We start from the raw sequence: 18,912 nt of genomic DNA on the forward strand, positions 1-18,912 counted from the left end.
ACATTTTTATGAAAGAAAAACTTAAATGTGATCATTGCCATTGATTATATCCATTCATCTTTTAATGATTTATAGTTGAGCTGTAACCATTGAAGCGCAATAATTGATGCCGCATTATTAATCACGCCTTCTTGAACCCACTGATAAGCTTGCTTGCGGCTAATTACATGCACTTTGATATCTTCGTTTTCTTCTGCCAATCCATGAATTCCCATAGCAGTTGAGGAATCTACTTCACCAACTAATATATGAAGTTTTTCCGTTAATCCTCCCGGTGAAGCCAAATAACTTACAATCGGCTTACAACGTCCAATTGTTATACCTGCCTCTTCCATCGCTTCTCGCCTTGCAACCTCTTCATAAGATTCATTTTCATGATCCATCATGCCAGCAATAAGTTCTAATAACCACGGACTATCCTGAGTTTCGATAGCAGCAATACGAATCTGTTCTATCATGACTACGTTATCAAGTTTAACATCGTAAGCTAATAACACGACAGCATGTCCCCGCTCCAGAATTTCTCGCGTTACGACATCGCTTTTGGTGCCGTCAAATTTACGGTATTGAAAACGGTATTCAATTAAAGAAAAAAAGCCTTTATACAAAACGCGTTTAGTCAAATTAAACACATCTTTCTTGTTAAACACAACAGGATCATTATTAATTTTCATAGAAACTCTCAATTTTAGTCTTAATTTTAATAAAAAGTGCGAATAGTTAACAAACTATGCTTACTATATCCTATTTATCTGTTAAAATTATGCAAATTAAAAATACTATTATATTTGAATGTTTTAAAGAGAAAATTGATGAAAAAAACTTTAACCTTTCTAATCGGCTTAGCGCTAAGCCACTCTGTATTTGCCGAAAATTTGGTTCAGGTTTATGAACAAGCTAAGGAAACGAATCCTGATTTAAGCAGTTCATTAGCTGAAAAAGAAAAGGCATATTCAGCAATTTCTGGATCACGAGCAAGCTTATTACCACAAATTGGTTTAAGTGCTTCTTATGGTGTAACTCATGGGCGTCGTGATACCAGTGGTGTAAAATCCAAAAGTGGGAACCTTTATCAAGTAAGCTTATCACAAAGTATTTTTAATTATTCTAATTGGAAAGCTTTAGATATCACTAAAAAGCAAGCTAGTATTGCTGATATAGCTTATCAATATCAAGGACAAACGCTTATATTAAATACCTCAGTTGCGTATTTTAATGTACTTAAAGCACTTGAGGCATTAAACTTTATCGATGCACAGAAAAAAGCAATTGGTCGTCAATTACAACAAACCAAACAACAACATCAAGTTGGTTTGGTAGCAATTACCGATGTGCAAAATGCGCAAGCAAATTATGACCTTACGCTTGCTCAACAAGTTAATGCATTGAACGATTTGAATAACGCTATCGAAAACTTACGTCAGGTCAGTGGTCGATTCTATTCAAATTTAGCAACCATTAATACCAAAATGTTTAAAACCGAAGCGCCAATTTCAATTAATTCGTTGTTAAAACAATCTGAAGTGTCTAATCTTAATTTATTAACAATGAAATTAAACCAAGAAATAGCTCGTGATCAAATCAAATTATCACAAGCAGGACACCTACCGACAGCAAGTTTAGATGCATCAACAAATCTAAATAAAACCGATAGATATGGGGATAATTTTGCAACTAATGGGGGTCAAAGAGGAAAATCTTATTCGGGTAATAATTATGTTGGATTAAGTTTAAATTTACCTATCTTCTCAGGTGGCGCTACGCAATCTAAAGTTGAGCAAGCTCAACACAACTACGTTAGTTCGAGTGAAAAGCTTGAAAGTACTAATCGCAGTGTAATCAATCAAGTCCGTTCTTCTTATAACAATATTTCTTCGTCAATTAGTGCGATTAAAGCTTATCAACAAGCGGTTGTTTCAGCTGAAAGCTCATTAGAAGCGACGAATTCAGGTTATCAAGTAGGAACTCGAACTATTGTTGATGTATTGAATGCAACTACTCAACTTTATAGCTCTAAACGAAATTTATCAGATGCTAAATATAACTATCTAATAAATTTACTACAACTTAAATATGCTGTTGGTACATTAACCGCAGACGATTTAGTCTATCTAAATAATATGCTTGGTAATGAAGTCAGTACCTTAGCAACAATACAATAATCTTTAAGTATAACTGTTTGACTTTAGGCGATTTTATCGCCTTTTTTTATTGCCTTATAGCAGTTATCTTAAATCAAGTCTGATCATAACATCATTTGATGATTTTCATGACATCGTATCAACCACGAATTCAATAAACATTTTCATTATAGCTAGCGGTTGCCTGTCAGCAGTATAAAGCATATGGACTTCCCGAGCGGGAGGTAAATAATTTTGTAATATCGGTAATAATTTATCTTGTTTTATCGCCTCATTAAGCATCGGTTCGGGTAACATCGTTATCCCCAAACCTTCAATAGCGGCAATCGCTAATGCTGAAGTATCATTTGATTGTAATGAACCAGAAATAGAAAGATTGACGGCTTTGCCATTCATCGTAAATGGCCAAACATAATCATTTTTATTTCGATTCACATATTGATAAATTAAACACTGATGATTTTTTAAATCGTCAGGAACAGCTGGTACACCATTTTGCATCAAATAACTGGGCGAAGCAGCAAATATAAGTTGAAAAGGTTTAAGTTTGCGTCCGATCAGACCGGAATCATTTAATTGACCGATACGAAACACAATATCATAATCCTCTTTTACTATATCAACATAGCGATCACTTAATTGAATATCAATGTTTAATTTAGGATAGCGTTTCATAAAACGGCTAATGACCGGAATTAAATTATAGTGTCCATAACTGACAGGTGCACTAATCCTTAATCGACCTTTTGGCTCTTCAATAAATTGTTGGGCTAATATCTTCGTCTCTTTTATTTCTGCAAGAATTAACAAACACCGTTGATAATACTGTTTGCCAAACACGGTAAGATGTTGCGAGCGTGTTGTTCGATTAAGTAATTTTAATCCTAAGTGTTTTTCTAAAAAAGCAATGTATTTAGTCACCATCTGAGGTGAAGTATTCAATGATACTGACGTAGACACAAACGATCCTGTTTTCACCGTCAATACAAATGCTTCCATACACTTTAATAGATCCAAATTATCAACTCCTAGTTGTTAATAAATCAATTTTTATAATATTTATTATCCCTTATTTTATAAAGATAATAAAACAAAATCATCTTGGGTGTGAAAACATAAAATTTACTACGAGATAAACAGGTATTGTCAATTAAACTTCTATTGAAGATAACGTTATAGATTCAAAACTGAATAATACAACAAATTGAAGATCGCTTGTTATCCTAAATAATGACGTAAAAAGTAAACACCTTTATATTTTAATAATTTGCGCAAAGGGTATTTGGTTCTATCAAAACTAGCTTTATATCCTGAAGTTGGTGATTGGCGTGAACTTAACCAACATAAACTGTGTTTTATTCAAAATCAATTAGTTAAAGCATAGAAATCCAATAAACAGAAAATTACTCCATAGTCTATGGAAAAACCGACATAACAATTACTTTATTAAGAAATTAAAAGGAAAAAAAATGAACAATCATGTTAAAAAATACACTGCAATTACCGGCGCAAGTTCAGGCATTGGTTATGCCACTGCAATTGAATTTGCTAAACGAAATAAAAACCTTATATTGATAGCAAGAAGAGAATCACAACTAGAAACATTGAAACAAAAAATTGCCGAATTAAATCCAAATTTGGAAATCATCATTAAAATTTGTGATTTGTCGCAAGCCGATAATGTTTTTTCACTCTTCAAACAATTAGATAGCTATTATATTGAAACATGGATAAATAATGCAGGTTTTGGGCATTACGGAAGTGTTAAAGATCAAGATTTAGATAAAATACAATCTATGCTACATTTAAATATCGAAGCCTTAACAATTCTATCAACGCTGTATGTGCATAAATATCACCATCAATCTGGCACACAAATAATTAATATCTCTTCACGAGGTGGATACACAATTGTACCCAATGCTGTCACTTATTGTGCGACTAAATTCTATGTTAATGCTTTTACTGAAGGTTTAGCGCAAGAATTAAGACAAGCAAAAGCGAAATTAACGGCTAAAGTCTTAGCCCCTGCGGCAACCCAAACTGAATTCGGTCAAAAAGCGAATAATGTCAATGAATATGACTATAATAAAAGTTTCAGCCAATATCACACAGCAGAGCAAATGGCTGGTTTTTTAATGGCGCTATATGATAGCGACAACATCATCGGAGAAATTAGCACAAAAGATTTTTCATTTACATTAAAAGATAGCATTTTACCTTATTCTGGCAATGCGGCTGAAAATCAAAAGTCTTAAAACTTTTACAACAAAACACGTTAAAAAAATTAAACATCTTAACAAGCGTTTTAACTTGTTAAGATGTAAAAAAAGAAAACAATTAATTACGAAATTCGCATACCCGGTTTTGCTCCACTATCAGGTGACAATAAGTAAACGCCTTCACTATCATCTTTACCACTTGCACAAAGTACCATGCCTTCAGAGATACCAAAACGCATTTTACGAGGCGCTAAGTTAGCGATCATAATCGTTAATCTGCCCACTAAAACTTGAGGATCAGGATAAAACTCTTTAATGCCTGAAAAGACATTACGAGTTTCGTCTCCTATATCAAGTGTAAGTTGCAATAATTTGTCTGATCCTTCAACAACACATGCATTTTTAATTAATGCAACACGCATATCCACTTTTGCAAAATCATCAAAATTGATCGTGTCAGCAATCGGTTCAGCGACTTTTTCTTTAGCTGGCGTCGCTAATGCAGCTTGTTGTTTTGTTTCGTCAATCATAGCAGTAATTTTATCCATATCTATACGGTTAAATAGGGCTTTAAATTTGTTAATATTGTGTCCGGTCAAAGGTTGATTAATCGAATCCCACGTCAATTGGCTACTTAAAAATGCTTCAGTGCGTTCCGCTAATGCTGGCACAATAGGTTTTAAATAGGTCATTAAAATACGGAATAGATGAATACCCATTGAACAAATATCTTGTAATGCTTGATCTTGCCCTTCTTGTTTTGCTACAACCCACGGCGCTTTTTCATCTATATAACGATTTGCTTCGTCAGCCAGTGCCATAATTTCACGTATTGCTTTACCGGATTCACGTTGTTCAAAATAATCAGCAATTACTTTTGATTTTTCAATGAACAAAGCATAAAGTTCTGGCTCAGCAAGATTATCAGACAATTTACCGTCAAAACGTTTGCTGATAAAGCCTGCCGAACGGGAAGCAATATTAACAACTTTATTGACTAAATCACTATTAACACGTTGGACAAAATCTTCCAAATTTAAATCGATATCATCAATATGTGGCGACAATTTCGCTGCATAATAGTAACGCAAGCAGTCTGGATCTAAATGTTTTAAGTAAGTACTTGCCTGAATGAAAGTTCCACGTGATTTTGACATTTTTGCACCATCAACCGTGACATAGCCATGAACAAAAATATTGGAAGGTTTACGATGTTCACTACCGTCTAACATTGCTGGCCAAAATAGACTATGGAAGTAGACAATATCTTTACCGATAAAATGATAAAGTTCAGTCGTTGAGTTTTTATTCCAAAACTCATCAAATATCGCTTTATTATTTTTATTACAGTAATTAAGGAAAGATCCCATATAACCTATTGGCGCATCTAACCAAACATAAAAATATTTACCGGGTGCATCCGGAATTTCAAAACCAAAATAAGGAGCATCACGACTAATATCCCAAGGTTGTAATCCTGCTTCAAACCACTCTTGCATTTTATTCGCAACTTGATCTTGCAATGTGCCCGATCGGATCCATGCCTGTAACATTTCTGAAAAAGCGGGCAAATCAAAAAAGAAATGCTCTGAGTCTTTCATTATTGGGGTTGCGCCAGAAATAACCGATTGAGGATTAATGAGATCAATTGGATTATAAGTTGCACCACAAACTTCACAGTTATCACCATATTGATCTGGGGCTTTACAACGTGGACACGTGCCTTTCACAAACCGATCAGGTAAAAACATCTGTTTTTCTGGGTCAAATAATTGTGATATTACTTTTGTTTTGATATAACCATTGGCTTTTAGCTTTTTATAAATCTGTTCAGATATCTCACGATTTTCTGGACTATGCGTTGAATGGTAATTGTCATAACTGATGTTAAATCCAGCAAAATCACGTTGATGTTCAGTTTTAACTTCTGCAATCATCTGTTCAGGCGTCATCCCTAATTGTTGGGCTTTAAGCATGATTGGCGTACCATGCGCATCATCTGCACAAATAAAGTAAATCTCATTGCCACGCATTCGTTGATAGCGTACCCATACATCAGCCTGAATATGTTCTAGCATATGTCCTAAGTGAATTGAACCATTTGCATAAGGAAGTGCACAAGTCACTAATATTTTGCGTTTTGTTGTCATGTCAATTTAATACCTTTTATTACATAATGTCGGGAATAGTACATCAAACATGGGATTATCGCTAGATTTATGCCATAATTTAATAAAAATTCTTTCCAGATTCAGAAAAATCAGCAAACTAATGACTCACGACATTTTGGAAAGCATAAAATAATTTGGCTGTTCTCAATATTTTACTTAAATAAGCATGATAATTATACAAATCAGCATAAAAGCAGATAAAACCGTAGATAAAAAATGAAGGCTAATCACCATGGAACCCAAAAAGATTCTTGAAAATTTTGCTCATCCTACTTTGCGAAAAAATTTGATCGAATTAGGTGCAGTTAAAAAGTGTAAAATGGAAAATCAAACTTTGCATATTCATTTAACGATGCCCTTTGCATGGCAAATCACTTTTGAAGAGCTGAAAAAAACCATTACACCTCAATTACTCGAAATTGACGGTATAAAACAAGTGAATTGGCAAATTGATTTCAATATTGCCACCCTAAAACGAGCAAATCATCAACAAGCGATAAAAAACATTAAAAACATCATCGCCATTAGCTCTGGTAAAGGAGGAGTCGGTAAATCATCAACCGCGATTAACCTTGCGCTTGCACTGCAAAAACAAGGCGCCAAAGTTGGTATTTTAGACGCCGATATTTATGGCCCGTCTATACCTACCATGTTAGGAACCGAAAAACAACAGCCACTTACTCCCGACAATAAACATATGACACCAATTATGGCCTATGAATTAGCCAGTAACTCGATTGGCTATTTAGTCGATTCGGATGGAGCAATGGTATGGCGAGGACCAATGGCAAGCAAAGCATTATTGCAAATTTTGCAAGACACGCTTTGGCCTGAACTTGATTATTTAGTGATTGATATGCCACCAGGGACAGGAGATATTCAATTAACACTCGCGCAAAGTATTCCTGTTACTGCTGCGGTGATTGTTACCACGCCTCAAGACATTGCCTTAATCGACGCTAAAAAAGGCATCACAATGTTCAATAAGGTTAATATCCCGACGCTAGGCATTATCGAAAACATGAGCTACCATATCTGTGAAAATTGTGGGCACCACGAGGCAATTTTTGGTGAAGGTGGTGCGGCACAGCTTGCCGAAAAATATCAAACTCAATTACTTGGGCAAATACCGCTGCATAAAATGTTGCGACAAGACCTTGATACAGGAACGCCAACAGTTATTAGTCATCCAGACAGTGAATTTACTGAAAATTATTGTCGAATTGCCGGGCAACTTGCCAGTGAATTATATTGGCAAGGTGAAGCGATTTTACCGGATATCTCATTTAAAGCGTTATGATTGTTAAGCTGGATATTGGTTGTTTAACGAAACAGCCAATATCAGCCTTAAATTGATAAACATTGGATTTACAATCGAATCATATTTTTCGATAATTCTTATTATTTTTTATTTTGTTGGTTGGTTTTTAAGCGGTTAAACTCCATTTTGGCTTTTGCCAGTTGTTGATTAAACTGGGCATTAGCATGCAGTTGTGCCACCACACTCGCCGCCATCACTCTAGCCGCATCAATATCACTTTGCCAATGGTATCCACAAATAACACGACTTTCACCCACTTCAAGACCTCGTTTTAAAATTTCATTTTGACGTTGTGGGTTGATTTCAGCTAACACCAGCGATATAGCAAAACCAATTGTTGTATGTCCTGAGGGATAAGATCCATTAGTAGACAGCGTTTTTTCGTCTTCTGGTCGGCAAGTGGGCTCATTGAAAAACGAAAATGGTCGGATACGATTGTAATAATTTTTCGCCGAACGAGTAGCCAGATCACCAGCATCTTCTTTCATTGTCGTAATCAATTTATAAATTTCGGGTGTTTTGATAGCAGATATATCAAAACCAAACGACGTTGAAAATTGCTGAGTGACATTTTCCTTGCTAGAGTCAGCATCAATATAAGCTTGTCTTCCTCGTTCGGTATGACGCATCGATTTACCCCAATCATACATGGCTTTATCTCTTAAAAATTCAACACTGGTAAATGAAGGAGGTGGTGGTAACAATTGTAAACTATCAGGAGCTTGATTTTCAGTAAGATAATAGTCATTAGGATGTGTTGTTACATCTTTTATTTCTACGGCGAATGCTTGAGCACATAATAAAGAATACAGCATAATACTTTTAACTAACATTTTTTGCATAGACGGCCCCCTTTTCTTTCTCGATATTGATATTCCTATATCGTTGGTATTTAAAACGATTAAATTGCCTTGTTACAATGTCCATACAATAAAGTTTTCTAAATCTTATTGTCTAATCACATTGATTTATTTGATATTAATCAATCTTAAATTGAATTATTGGATTAATAAATTACATCATTTACATTATGTGACAACTATCACATTTTCATACTGTCACTTTTTATCAATAGTGATATAAAAGTTTAAATCACTCTTCAAGCCGTAATGATATTTAAAATAGAGGTATCATAACTGTTTATGATGCAAAAATTTTATCTCGAAACATAAAAAATACTGCGCCAAGCAAACAACAACCAGCCCAAATATAATCAGTTTTAAAAGGTTCTTTTAAGATATAAATTGAGAAGGGTATAAAGACAGACAAACTAATGACTTCTTGAATAATTTTTAATTGACCAGCGGTGGCAACTTGAAAGCCTATACGATTAGCAGGAACTTGCAATAAATACTCAAACAGCGCAATCCCCCAACTAATAAAAACGGCAACAATCCAGACTTGATTATGCAAAAAACGTAAATGGCCATACCAAGCAAACGTCATAAACATATTACTAAAAATTAATAGACATATCGTAATAAAAAGTTGATTCATGATTATCATCACTGCTAGTGGAAAGGTATGAGTATTATATACCTGTTACGAATGAAGGTACAAAATCGATAAAGAATGCCGATTAGTTGTCATCGAAGATGACACCATTATCTTTACTGACTGTTTAATAACGAACATTATTCATGTTATAATGACACTCAATCTATTTATCCCTTCTTTAAAAAACAACATGATAAACAATGCTAATAAACGGTCTCGAATTTGGTCGTCAATTTTATGTTTGGCATTTGCAGCATTTATTTTTAATACCACCGAATTTGTTCCGGTAGGGTTGCTACCCAACATCGCTAAAAGTTTTTCAATGGATGAAGCGCATGCTGGATTATTATTAACTATCTATGCTTGGTCTGTTTCATTATTATCGTTACCCTTAACGGTATTAACTTCAAAAATGGATCGCCGAAAACTTCTTGTTTTCTTATTTAGTTTATTCATTGGTAGCCATATCTTAGCGGGTTTTGCTTGGGACTTTTATAGTTTAATGGTAGCCAGAATTGGAATCGCTTGTGCACACGCTGTATTTTGGGCTATTACTACGCCTTTAGCAGTACGACTTGCACCCAATGGCAAAAAAGCTAAAGCAATGGGTTTTATTGTTGTCGGCGTTTCAATGGCAACAATTTTAGGTATTCCAATTGGCACGATAATTGGTCAAGTTGTTGGTTGGCGGATTACTTTTTTATGCATCGGTTTTATTGCTTTTTGTGTCATGGTTTCATTACTCTATTTATTACCGCCTGTGCCAAGCACAGACACCTTATCTATCCGTGATATTCCGAAAGTACTTAAACGACCAGTATTACTCAATATCTATCTGTTAACAGCAATTATTATTACTGGGCATTTTTGTGCTTATACCTATATCACCCCATTTATGATAAATGTCGGTGGCTTTAACGAAAAAGTGGTGGTTAGCATTCTATTAGCTATTGGTTTTTCAGGTATGATCGGCAGTGTTGTCTTTGCTAAATATTCGGATAGACATCCAACAGCAATTCTAATCATCCCTTTGTTATTATTGATGATTTGTTTACTTTCACTCTATGTTTGCTCGTTCAATTTAATCACTGCAATCTTACAAGGCATGTTATGGGGACTTGCGATCACCATCATCGGCATGGTTATGCAAAGTAAAGTCATTGATGTTGCTCCAGATGCAGCTGATATTGCAACCTCCGTTTATTCAGGTATTTATAATATCGGCATTGGAGCAGGTGCGTTTGTGGGTAGCCAAGTCTTAGTTCGACTATCAACCGAGTATATCGGGTTTATTGGTGCAATATTTGTTATTCTTGCATTAGCACTCTTTTTAATATTAACAAAAAGAACATGGTAAATGCTAACAAGAGCTTGCCAAGCAAGCTCTTAACGCTATTATTGTTGACTTAACGACTCAAGCGCTTCCCAACGTGCAAAAACTGCTTCTAGTTCAGCTTCTTTATTGGCCAAATCAGTTAAAATCGGGCTTGTCACCTCGTGGGGTTGATTAAAAAAGTCACTGTGCCCTATTTGCGCTTGTAAATCAGCTATTGCTAATTCCAATTGCTCTATTTGGTTTGGTAATTGTGCTAATTCACGTTGTTCATGATAACTTAACTTTACTTTCTTTTTCGCTTCAGGCATTTTGGTTTCTGCTGTTACCGGTTTTTCATCGGATTTAACCGGTGCAGTATTTTTATTCACCGGCACGGGTTTTGCTTGCTGCTGTTGCTGTAAAGCATCAGTATATCCGCCCGCATAAATACCGATATGACCTTGTTCTTCAAAAAACCAACATTGGGTAACCACATTATCAACAAATTGTCGGTCATGGCTAACCAATAAAACAGTGCCTTGATAATCATTAACTAGTTCTTCTAACAACTCTAAAGTTTCAATATCCAGATCATTGGTGGGTTCATCGAGAACTAATAAATTACTTGGTTTTAAAAATAGTTTGGCTAACAATAAACGATTTCGCTCACCGCCAGATAATGCACGAACAGGAGTTCTGGCGCGTTTTGGTGGAAACAAAAAGTCCTGCAAATAGCCAAGCACGTGACGAGATCGACCATTAACCATCACCTCTTGCTTACCTTCAGCCAAATTATCCATCACAGTCTTTTCAGGATCCAACTCAAGTCGATACTGATCAAAATAAGCGACTTCCAATTTGGTACCACAATGTACGCTACCCGAGGTCGGCTGTAAGTTACCTAACATCAGCTTTAAAAGTGTTGTTTTACCTATACCATTAGGACCAATCAGCGCAATTTTATCGCCACGTAATACTTGTACCGTAAAATCATTAACCAGTAATTTACCTTCGACTTGATAGCTCACATTATCCAATTCAAAAACAATTTTGCCCGAACGCAACGCTTCTTCAATTTGCATTTTTGCACTACCCATGACTTGGCGACGCTGTGAATGTTCTTGTCTCATCGCCTTTAAAGCGCGTACTCTACCTTCGTTACGTGTACGGCGAGCTTTGATACCTTGACGTATCCACACTTCTTCTTGAGCTAATTTTTTATCAAATTCTGCATTTTGCAACTCTTCGACACGTAGTGCTTCCTCTTTTCCAACAAGATAACTATCATAATCACCACCCCATGAAGCCACTTTACCTCTATCGAGGTCAATAATACGCGTTGCCATTTGCCGAATAAAAGAACGATCATGTGAAATAAACACAATGCTACCATTAAAACTTTTTAAAAATTCCTCTAACCATTTAATCGTTTCGATATCTAAATGGTTAGTTGGCTCATCCAGTAACAATACTGTTGGCTGACACACTAATGCTTTAGCCAATGCGGCTTTACGCAACCAACCTCCTGATAAGGATGACAACAGCACATCACCATCCAAGGAAAGTGAAGAGATAACATTACGAATACGATTATCAAGTTGCCAACCATTTTGCTGATCTAATTGCTCTTGTAATTTAGCTAATTTAGACAGATTACTTTCACTGGGATCTTGTTCAATACGATGAGATAAATCATAATAATCCCTCAATAATTGAGCTTGTTCTTTTAAACCTTCTGCAACGAAATCGAACACATTTCCTTGAATATCCCTTGGGGGATCTTGTTGTAAACGTGATACAACAACATTATTCTCATAAATAATTTGACCTTCATCTAACGGTACTTCTTTATTTAATACTTTTAGTAACGTTGATTTACCTGCACCATTACGCCCAACAAGACAGACACGCTCATTAGCTTCAATCGACATATCAATATGGTCGAGTAGTGGCGCATCACTAAAGGAAAGATAAGCATTTGTAAGATTGATTAATGACATAGTTATTTTTTATTTGGATATTAAGTAATATGGCGTTATTCTATCATAAAGTTGTGGTCAGCAACTAAACTCAATTCTTCAAAATTTTTTAAAATTTCACAAGTTTAAAATCACTGTTCTCTTTCATTAAACGACTAATACTGTTATATTTATTTACATAAAGGAAATAAAATAAATTTCAGTATGGAGGTTATCATGAGTCATATGTGGACATTTCAGCGTGTAGGTGGATTAGATCAAGTTGTTTTTAAAAACGCCGACGATATTATTAATCTACCCAATCTTGACCCTAAATTATGGGTCGCACTCAGTTGCCCGACGACAGGGCTAGATTTTGACAAACGAACATTGGCACTTTTGGATGAAGATCAAGACGGTCGCATTCGCATTCCCGATATATTAGATGCTATCGCTTGGACAAGAGGTAAAATTCACTCTTTTGAAACGATCTTACATTCATCAGATATTTTACCTTTGTCACAAATTAATACAGAAACAGAACAAGGTAAAAAATTATTCATCACCGCTCGCAGCATTCTTGTCAATTTAAACAAAAGTGATTGTGATTATTTAACTCAAGATGATGTACAACAATCTATTAAAATTAATGCAGGCAAACTTTACAATGGTGATTTAATTTTTCCTGCATCCGCCGAGCTATCACCAGAAATGCAAACTTTTATCAAATCAGCAATAAAAATTGTTGGGGCTGAAAAAGATATGAGTGGAGAAAATGGAATTAACATAGATATTGCCAAAACATTTGTTCAAAACTTACAAATATGGCAACAATGGCAAAAGGATATAAGTAATACACAAACACCATTTGGCGAAAATAGTGCTGAAATATGGAACCTTGTTCAAACGCTAAAACCCAAAATAGATGACTATTTTTTACGTGTGGAACTTGCACAATATGCACCACAAGCACAAACAGCATTGAACGTTGATGAGAAGTATATAGTCCCAACAGAAAATGGGTTATTATCAGACGAAGCGCTAGCCGAATTACCGTTATCAAAAATCGATACCCATAACTCTCTCGATTTGGTCAATGGGCTCAATCCATTATGGAAAGCAAAAATTACACAATTTAAAACACTCGTTTCGCCGTTATTAGCTAATTCTAATGTACTAACAGAAGAAGAATGGCAAAATATTCAAACCAGTCTGGATCCTTACGCCTCGCTGATTAATTCAAAACCTAGTATGGTTCAAACCAAAGTTTCAGTTCAACCAACCGATAGCATTGAAGATTTATCAAACAAAACGATTAAAAACATGGCAAATAGTGATTTATTGGCTCAATTTCAAGAAATGGTTGATCAAGACAATAAAACGCCGATTTCAGCCTCAGATGTTTTAATTTTAGAAAAACTTGTTCTATTTCACAAACATTTGTATCGACTACTCGTCAATTTTACCTCTTTTTCTGATTTCTTTTCACTTGAAAAAAGAGCCGCATTTCAACTTGGAAAACTCTATATTGATGGTCGCTGTGCAACGTTATGTGTTTCGGTAGATAATATTGCCAAACACATTACAATGTCTAACTACTCGGAACTGTGTTTACTTTACTGTGAATGTACCAGACAAGGTGAAAAAAAGGTGATTGCAGCGGCTATTACTGCAGGGCAAGGTGATTTACTTATCGAAGGTCGTAACGGTGTATTTATTGACAATGAAGGTAATGATTGGGATGCTAATGTAGTTAAAATTATTACAAAACCAATCAGTATCCAACAAGCTGTTTGGGCTCCTTATCAACGTATTGGTCGCCTAATTACTGAACAAATTAATAAATGGGCAACCAGCAAAGATGCCGATATCGAAAAAACCGGTACGCAAGTCTTACAAAATCCAGATACCAAATTTGATATTGGTAAAAGCGTGGGTATATTTGCCGCAATTGGCTTAGCACTTGGTGCAATTGGTACTGCTTTAGCAACCATTTTCCAAGCACTATTTTCATTAAGCTGGTGGCAACTTCCTTTGGTTATTATTGGATTATTTGTCATTATATCGGGCCCTTCTGTGATTTTAGCTTGGTTAAAATTAAGACACCGTACACTTGGACCACTTCTTGAAGCATCCGGTTGGGCAATTAATGGGCAAGTGAAAATAAACTTATTATTAGGTGGATTACTCACTAGTAAAGCAGAATTACCGAAGAATGCAAAACGTAATTTACGTGACCCAATGAGAAAACGTCGTAATAAATTTGCTATTGTATTTTGGATAGCTTTAGTATTAGGTATTGGTATAACAGGTGGGTGGTTATGGCATAAAGGTCATATAACACACTTTATAGAGCAACAAAAGCAAGAACTTATACAAAAAACCACAGACACAGAAAAACAATAAAAACAAATCTATCATTATCGCCGATAGTGTCGGCGATAATGATGGTATCTTAATGTTGATAAACAGGGAATTGCCGACATATCGCTAATACTTTTTCTTTTACGGCTTGGATCGTTTGTTCATCATCAATATTATCTAATACATCGCAAATCCAATTAGCCAATTCACGAGACTCGGGCTCTTTAAATCCTCGCCTTGTAATCGCAGGTGAACCAATACGAATACCAGATGTGACAAAAGGACTTTGCGGATCTTTTGGCACACTATTTTTATTCACGGTAATATTTGCACTACCTAATGCGGCATCAGCTTCTTTACCTGTAATTTTTTTATCGACTAAATCAATCAAAAATAGATGATTGTGTGTTTCACCAGAAACCACTTTATAGCCTCGTTTTAAAATCACATCAACCATTGCTTGCGCATTTTTAACAACTTGTTGTTGGTATTGTTGATAAGCCGGTTCCATTGCTTCTTTTAATGCTACCGCTTTTGCTGCAATGACATGCATTAAAGGCCCGCCTTGGGCACCCGGAAATACGGATGAATTTAATTTTTTATAAAGATCTTCACTACCACCTTTTGCCAAAATTAATCCGCCTCTTGGTCCACCAAGAGTTTTATGGGTTGTTGTGGTAACCACATGCGCATAAGGAACAGGATTTGGATAAACACCTGCGGCCACTAAACCTGCAACATGCGCCATATCCACAAGTAAATAAGCTCCCACACTATCAGAAATTTCACGCATACGCTTCCAGTCAACAATACCAGAATAAGCAGAAAAACCACCAATAATCATTTTAGGTTTTGACTCATTAGCAATGGTCGCTAACTGTTCATAATCAATATGGCCTGCCGCATCAACACCATAGGCAACCACATGATAAAGCTTACCTGAAAAACTAACCGGTGCACCATGGGTTAAATGACCACCTTCAGATAAATTCATACCCAGTACTGTATCGCCAGGATTTAATAACGCGGTATAAACAGCAAAGTTAGCTTGCGAACCTGAATGGGGTTGTACATTTGCATAATCAGCACCAAATAACGTTTTTGCTCGTTCAATAGCCAATTTTTCAACAATATCGACATATTCACAACCACCGTAGTAACGTTTACCTGGATACCCTTCTGCATATTTATTGGTTAACTGGGAACCTTGTGCTTGCATTACTCTTGGGCTGGCATAATTTTCGGATGCAATTAATTCAAGATGATCTTCTTGACGTTGTTCTTCACCCTTAATGGCATCCCACAACTCCTTGTCATAATCGGCAATAGTCATTTCTTTACTAAACATTTTGACTCCTTATTTTCAATTACATTGGCTTTTAGGCTGTTGGTTAACTTTACGCTTAAAAATCACGATGAATTATCCTTACCTATCCAACATTTTATTTCAATCTTTTTTATGAGTTATAAATAATATTTATAGAAATAAGATTATAAAAATCTTGATAGGCTAAATATCCGATTAATTCACCAAACGGTTATAATTTAACCTTAACAAAAAAATGTGATTTTTTAATTTATTTGTTGATAAATAACAGATTAATTACACTCAAAATTGTCAGTTAACAGCATTCTATCTAGCTATTGAGATAAAAATACTCGCTGCTTTTTATTTTTCATAATATTAAGTATATACTTATGCAAAAGTTAATCATTGAGTATTTTGTTCTATGCCACTTTCGACATTAATTGTTTTACCTCTTTTAATTATTACCGTCGTGGTTGCCTCTTTTTTTAAACGCAAAAAGTGGCAACTGCTGGTGATCAGCCTGTTGACAGTTTTTGTAGTCATGGAGTTAACCTCAATCTATTTTAGTGGCGGCTTTATAGACTACCAGTTTTACGTCAATTTAAATATCAATGACATTATACAAGGGTTATTCATTTTTAAATTACAAGCACTCTTGGTGATTGTTGTTTTTTTGGGTTTTGTATTTTTACTGTTTAAGTTAGCGAGTTTATTTAAGCGAAAATGTCATCCATTACTTCGTTTGGTATTGGCTATGATTGCCATTATTAGCATCAGTTATCACAATGGACCGTTAAGCCGTTTATACGAAATTTATCAAGTGACAAACGCACCTCGTGAATCATTCGAACAAGCACTACAAACGCTCAATATGACAGATTACACTAATAAAAATCAGTTAATTAGTCATAAAGGAAAAAATATTGTCGTCATTTCGTTAGAATCGTTTGAACAAGGTTTTTTAGATTTTGCGGATATCACACCGCATTTAAGACAATTACGTCAAACATATACTTTCTTCCCGAATATGCCAATGAGTGTTGGTAGTAGCTGGACAACTGCATCAATGTATACTTACATGACAGGCGTGCCTTTTTTAATTGGTGGGTACTCAACTTCGCCATTGATGAAAAGCAATCAAACCCAATTAATCAGTTTAGGGGATGTATTGAAACAGGCAGGCTACCAAACACGCTATGTTATGGCTGGCCCTGATTTTGCAGGTATTGGACATACCGCTGAATTACTTGGTTTGAAAGTGATTTCTGAAAAAAACTATATAGGTCAGTATCCCAATGCACCTTTTGGATTATATGACAAAGATATTTTTGATATCGCCAAAAAACAAATTAATGATATGAATGAAGCAAATCAACCTTTTGCGCTATTCATTTCAACTGTTTCAACCCATGCCCCTAACGGATTTTATGATGAACGAATGACATCGGTTATCACACCTAAAGAAGATAATATGTCATTTGTTGCTGCCTCACTGGATTATAACGTTGGACAATTTATCCAATATTTAGAGCATAATGGATTGCTCGAAGATACGGTCTTTTATATTTTTCCGGATCACTTAATGATGGGTTCGGGTACCCCTACTATTCATCGCCTATCTGAAAAAGAGCGTCAACTTTATTTATTAACCAATGCTAAACCTGAAAATTTACATAAATCACCCGATCAAACAATCTATCAAATTGATTTACCAAGATTGATTTTAAATGGTGCTCAAATTAAAAGTAATGCTAAATTTTTAACTGATTATTTAACCCAAACCGACATGGATAAAAAACAGTTTATTGAACAAAATAAATCTAAAATCGCAACGTTAAATCACTCAGCTGAATACGTTAAATAGGTCAAACATGACACTTGATACCATGATCATAGTCACTACCGTCAGTTTTTTGGGAATGATTTCGCCCGGACCTGATTTTTTTCTAGTGCTAAAAAACAGTTTAAGTTATAACCGAAAAATAGCACTACTCACGTGTTTGGGTGTCATTATCGCCATATTAATTCATATGAGTTATTGTGTTGCGGGAATCGCAGTGCTGATTACCGCAACACCCTTACTTTATAATGCATTACGTTATGTTGGTGCTGTATACCTAATCTGGATAGGCATAAAAGCACTACTTGCCAAAAATAGCGGTACTCGTTATCTAAATTGTGAATCACATGGTAGGATGATCTCATCTGGCACAGCGTTTATTCAAGGCTTTTTATGTAATTTACTTAATCCTAAAGCTACTTTGTTTTTTCTGGCTATATTTACTCAGGTACTTAGTGCTAATTCAACGATCATTGACAAATTATTAGTGGCACTGATAATTTGGGTAGAAGCGATTTTTTGGTGGCCATTTGTTGTCTTTATTTTTCAAACCCGATCGGTACAACGATGTTACGGTAAAATTCAGTTCATCATTGATAAAATTCTGGGTATCATTATAATCGCACTGGGAATAAAAGTAGCTTTAGGTGGTTAATGCCTCGTTATTTTCCAAATTCTAATACTTTATCGATCATAAATTTATAAGAAACATGATTGACGTAAAAATTAACTCGCTTTCTTTTTGAATATTTCTCTGTTACTTGCTACACTGTT

14 protein-coding genes are annotated in these 18,912 nt (G+C 35.3%); 7 read left to right on the top strand and 7 right to left on the bottom strand.

The genetic code is table 11. The features are described 5' to 3' along the window. Positions 1-44: 44 nt before the first annotated feature. A complete protein-coding gene (gene nudF / locus ACGH47_RS01260; protein WP_411596534.1) occupies positions 45-674 on the bottom strand; it encodes an ADP-ribose diphosphatase in 630 nt (209 codons plus the stop codon). A 138-nt stretch (positions 675-812) separates the two neighbouring features. On the opposite strand from nudF, the gene tolC reads away from it, so the two are divergent. Beyond that, positions 813-2,162, top strand: a complete 1,350-nt coding sequence (gene tolC, locus ACGH47_RS01265) for an outer membrane channel protein TolC (RefSeq protein WP_411622446.1) — start codon at positions 813-815, stop codon at positions 2,160-2,162. Positions 2,163-2,267: 105 nt separating this feature from the next. Here the strand turns inward: tolC and ACGH47_RS01270 are convergent, their stop codons facing one another. Next, positions 2,268-3,158 (bottom strand): LysR family transcriptional regulator, encoded by an 891-nt coding sequence (locus tag ACGH47_RS01270; RefSeq protein WP_267359423.1) that lies wholly within the window; start codon positions 3,156-3,158, stop codon positions 2,268-2,270. A gap of 452 nt (positions 3,159-3,610) precedes the next feature. On the opposite strand from ACGH47_RS01270, the gene ACGH47_RS01275 reads away from it, so the two are divergent. Continuing rightward, positions 3,611-4,399: an SDR family NAD(P)-dependent oxidoreductase gene (locus tag ACGH47_RS01275; RefSeq protein ID WP_411622447.1), complete on the top strand. Its 789-nt coding sequence runs from the start codon at positions 3,611-3,613 to the stop codon at positions 4,397-4,399. An 86-nt stretch (positions 4,400-4,485) separates the two neighbouring features. Here the strand turns inward: ACGH47_RS01275 and metG are convergent, their stop codons facing one another. Next, the gene (gene metG, locus ACGH47_RS01280; protein ID WP_267359419.1) at positions 4,486-6,513 is read right to left on the bottom strand and encodes a methionine--tRNA ligase; all 2,028 of its coding nucleotides are present in this window, start codon (positions 6,511-6,513) and stop codon (positions 4,486-4,488) included. 253 nt (positions 6,514-6,766) lie between these two features. Here metG and apbC point away from each other — a divergent pair, with 253 nt between their 5' ends. After that, positions 6,767-7,834, top strand: a complete 1,068-nt coding sequence (apbC, locus tag ACGH47_RS01285; protein ID WP_411622449.1) for an iron-sulfur cluster carrier protein ApbC — start codon at positions 6,767-6,769, stop codon at positions 7,832-7,834. A 101-nt stretch (positions 7,835-7,935) separates the two neighbouring features. On the opposite strand, the gene ACGH47_RS01290 is transcribed toward apbC, so the two are convergent. Both ACGH47_RS01290 and ACGH47_RS01295 read right to left on the bottom strand, forming a co-directional pair. Further along, entirely contained in the window at positions 7,936-8,697 is a 762-nt protein-coding gene (locus ACGH47_RS01290; RefSeq protein ID WP_411622450.1) for an acid phosphatase, read from the bottom strand. 298 nt (positions 8,698-8,995) lie between these two features. After that, a complete protein-coding gene (locus ACGH47_RS01295) occupies positions 8,996-9,352 on the bottom strand; it encodes a DMT family protein (RefSeq protein WP_267359414.1) in 357 nt (118 codons plus the stop codon). 190 nt (positions 9,353-9,542) lie between these two features. Between ACGH47_RS01295 and ACGH47_RS01300 the strand changes: the two genes are divergently transcribed. Further along, a complete protein-coding gene (locus ACGH47_RS01300) occupies positions 9,543-10,709 on the top strand; it encodes a sugar transporter (protein ID WP_411622451.1) in 1,167 nt (388 codons plus the stop codon). Positions 10,710-10,747: 38 nt separating this feature from the next. Here the strand turns inward: ACGH47_RS01300 and ACGH47_RS01305 are convergent, their stop codons facing one another. Further along, on the bottom strand, positions 10,748-12,667 hold the full coding sequence (locus ACGH47_RS01305) for an ABC transporter ATP-binding protein (RefSeq protein ID WP_411622452.1): 1,920 nt from the start codon (positions 12,665-12,667) through the stop codon (positions 10,748-10,750). 195 nt (positions 12,668-12,862) lie between these two features. On the opposite strand from ACGH47_RS01305, the gene ACGH47_RS01310 reads away from it, so the two are divergent. Next, a complete protein-coding gene (locus ACGH47_RS01310; protein ID WP_267359408.1) occupies positions 12,863-15,031 on the top strand; it encodes a hypothetical protein in 2,169 nt (722 codons plus the stop codon). 49 nt (positions 15,032-15,080) lie between these two features. Here the strand turns inward: ACGH47_RS01310 and glyA are convergent, their stop codons facing one another. Then, entirely contained in the window at positions 15,081-16,337 is a 1,257-nt protein-coding gene (gene glyA / locus ACGH47_RS01315; protein ID WP_411622453.1) for a serine hydroxymethyltransferase, read from the bottom strand. A gap of 382 nt (positions 16,338-16,719) precedes the next feature. Between glyA and ACGH47_RS01320 the strand changes: the two genes are divergently transcribed. Next, on the top strand, positions 16,720-18,162 hold the full coding sequence (locus ACGH47_RS01320; protein ID WP_411599000.1) for an LTA synthase family protein: 1,443 nt from the start codon (positions 16,720-16,722) through the stop codon (positions 18,160-18,162). A gap of 7 nt (positions 18,163-18,169) precedes the next feature. Continuing rightward, positions 18,170-18,793: a LysE family transporter gene (locus ACGH47_RS01325; RefSeq protein ID WP_411622455.1), complete on the top strand. Its 624-nt coding sequence runs from the start codon at positions 18,170-18,172 to the stop codon at positions 18,791-18,793. Positions 18,794-18,912: the final 119 nt, after the last annotated feature.

Origin of the sequence: Gilliamella sp. CG16, assembly GCF_046635785.1 — a bacterium.
GTDB lineage: Bacteria > Pseudomonadota > Gammaproteobacteria > Enterobacterales > Orbaceae > Gilliamella > Gilliamella apicola_I.